Origin of the sequence: Hyphomonas sp. (genome assembly GCF_013823385.1) — a bacterium.
Classification (GTDB): domain Bacteria; phylum Pseudomonadota; class Alphaproteobacteria; order Caulobacterales; family Hyphomonadaceae; genus Hyphomonas.
In genome coordinates this window covers 1-2745 of the sequence record NZ_PNMA01000094.1, presented here as the reverse complement: position 1 = coordinate 2745, position 2745 = coordinate 1, and the positions used below count along the sequence as shown (strand labels likewise).

General features: G+C 62.5%; 3 protein-coding genes. All 3 read left to right on the top strand.

Annotated features, from left to right (window positions below; all coding sequences use genetic code 11):
- Positions 1-384 (top strand): ANTAR domain-containing response regulator (locus C0456_RS19930; protein WP_291056256.1); only part of this gene is annotated, 384 nt, incomplete at its 5' end.
- Positions 381-1607, top strand: a complete 1227-nt coding sequence (locus C0456_RS19925; RefSeq protein ID WP_291056253.1) for a CmpA/NrtA family ABC transporter substrate-binding protein — start codon at positions 381-383, stop codon at positions 1605-1607. The genes C0456_RS19930 and C0456_RS19925, both read left to right, overlap by 4 nt.
- Positions 1608-2069: 462 nt before the next feature.
- Positions 2070-2745, top strand: a 676-nt coding sequence (locus C0456_RS19920) for an MFS transporter (RefSeq protein ID WP_291056250.1), incomplete at its 3' end; no start/stop codon positions are given.

The window sequence follows — 2745 nt, the reverse complement described above, 5'->3', positions numbered from 1 at the left end:
ATGTCGCGTGCCCTTGCGCGGCCGATCGCGATGTTCGTGGACCAGAGCGATGCCGAGTCGACAAGTGCAGCGGTGGATGCGGGCGTATCGGCCTATGTTGTCGATGGCCTGGCCAAGCAGCGCATCAAGCCGGTGCTGGACCTCGCCATTCGCCGCTTTCAAGCATTTTCACGGCTGCAGGCCGAGTTGGCGGAAGCACGGACCGCGCTTGCAGACCGGCAGGCAATCGATCGCGCCAAGGCGATCCTGATGAAGCGCAAAGGGTTGGACGAGCCTGCTGCTTATGCCCTGCTGCGCAATCATGCGATGCGATCCAACCGCCGCATTGCCGAGGTCGCCGAGGCGATCGTGACCAGCGAAGCCCTGATGGGAGATATGCTATGAGCAATACCCTCATGAGGATTGGTTTCCTGCCGCTGGTCGATGCGGCGCTGCCTGTCCTGGCGCATGAACTGGGCTTTGCCGAGGATGAAGGGTTGGACCTGCAACTGGTCCGCGACATCACCTGGGCGGCGGTACGCGACCGTCTGATGTATGGGCAGACGGATGCGGCACACATGGTTGCACCGCTGGCCATAGCCACCGCATTGGGCTGCGACAGGCCGGCTGTGCCGCTCGCGGTGCCGTTCGTGCTCGGTCTCAATGGCAACGCACTTACTGTATCAACGGCGCTGGCCGATGCCCTTTCGCTGGACAACACGCTGGGTGATCCGTTCGAGATCGGCGCAAGGTTGAAGCTGGAGGCGGAACGCCGGGTCGCCATCGGCAATCCGCTGCGTTTCGGGGTGGTCCATCGCTATTCCAGCCACAACTATATGCTGCGCTACTGGCTGGCTGGCGTAGGTATTCAGCCTGACCTCGATGTCGAGATCACCGTCACCAGCCCGCCCTTCGCCGCCGATGCACTGGCCTGCGGCGATGTTGACGGCATCTGCGTTGGCGAACCGTGGAACAGCATCGCGGTGGATCGCGGTGTCGGGCGGATCATGCTGGCCACTGCGCAGATCTGGCGGCGCGGTGTGGAAAAAGTGCTGGCGGTGCGGCTCGATGGTCCGCAGGCCGACACCGACGCAACCGAGCGGCTGGTGCGAGCGCTGCACAGAGCGGCTGCGCATTTCGTCGAGCCTGGCAATACAGAGGCAAATGCGGCCATATTGTCACGGTCGGAATATCTGGACGCACCCCGCGAAACGATCTTGCGGGCGACCACGGACCGGATCCGGCTCACGCAGGGGGCCGATGCCATCCATTATCCCGACTTCATGTTTCAACATCGCGAGGCCGCCAACTTCCCCTGGCGCAGTCAGGCCATGTGGCTGTATTCGCAGATGGCGCGCTGGGGGCATGCCGAAGCGAGCGAGGCGGGTTTTGCCGGAGCAGCCCAGGTGTTCCGTCCTGACATCTACAGGTCCGCGCTTGCTGGGACTGATGCGATACTGCCCGGCGCCAGTGCCAAGGTGGAAGGTGCCAACAGCGTGCCGCGTGGTGCTTCCAGCCAGACGGGCAGACTGATTCTCGGTGAAGACCAATTCTTCGATCGCGTTCAGTTCGATCCTGACCGGGCGATGGACTACCTGGAGCACCAGCGCACAAAGCCCATGATTTGAGCGCACTAGCCTGCGCAATTGCAAATGCTGCAACGCACGAAAATGTGCTTGCGCTATAGTCGATTCGCTGACAACCTATAGGAAGATCAGGCAATGATGCGTGGTCTATCATAACCAGGTCGGTCCAATGAAGGGCTGAACTGGCGGCTTCGGTTAATACGAAGCATGGCAATGACGCCGCCCGAACCGGTCCTGATGACCGCGCTTCGAGGCGGCTTTTTTCGTGTCTGAAAGGAGCATGGCTTTGACGGTTCATTCCGCCAGATTGACAGACGGGATTGTCCAGCTCTCGGGCGCGGCCATCGTCAGCTGCCCTGTCGCTGCCTTCGCGAGCATTGTCTCGCTGCTTCTCCATCATCACCGCGTGCTCCCCCCTGCGCTCCGGCCAACAAGCCCCGGCGTATGCGCTCGGTCCCACCAGCCGGACGGGTCTTCCGCGCCGCACCATCAAAGGGGTTTATCATGAACAAGGGTTTCTGGTCGGCGGGACACCGCCCGACGCTGTTTGCGGCATTCTTATATTTCGATCTGGCGTTCATGGTCTGGGTGCTGCTCGGTCCACTCGCCCCGATGATCGCCACCGATCTGGGGTTGAACGACGCCCAGAAGGGCCTGATGGTCGCCATACCAACGCTGGCAGGCGCGGTGCTGCGGCTGGTCAACGGCGTGCTGGTCGACAAGATCGGCCCCAAGTCCACCGGCGCCATCGGCCAGCTGATCGTCATCGGCGGACTGGCGACGGCCTGGATGCTGGGGGTCAACAGCTTTGGCGGTACCGTGGCACTGGGCGTGATACTCGGCTTTGCGGGTGCCAGCTTTGCCGTCGCGTTGCCGCTGGCGAGCCGCTGGTACCCCGCCGAGCATCAGGGGACTGCACTGGGGATTGCGGGCATGGGCAATTCGGGCACGGTGCTGGCCGCGTTGTTTGCGCCGCTGCTGGCCAAGGCGTTCGGCTGGAACGCGGTGTTGGGCCTTGCCTGCATCCCGCTGGCGATCACCTTCGTCATCTACATGGTGCTGGCCAAGGATGCGCCGAATCCGCCCGCACCCAAGTCGATCTTCGCCTATCTTGAGCCGTTGAAGAAAGCCGATGCATGGTGGTTCATGCTGTTCTACGGCGTCACCTTCGGCGGCTTCG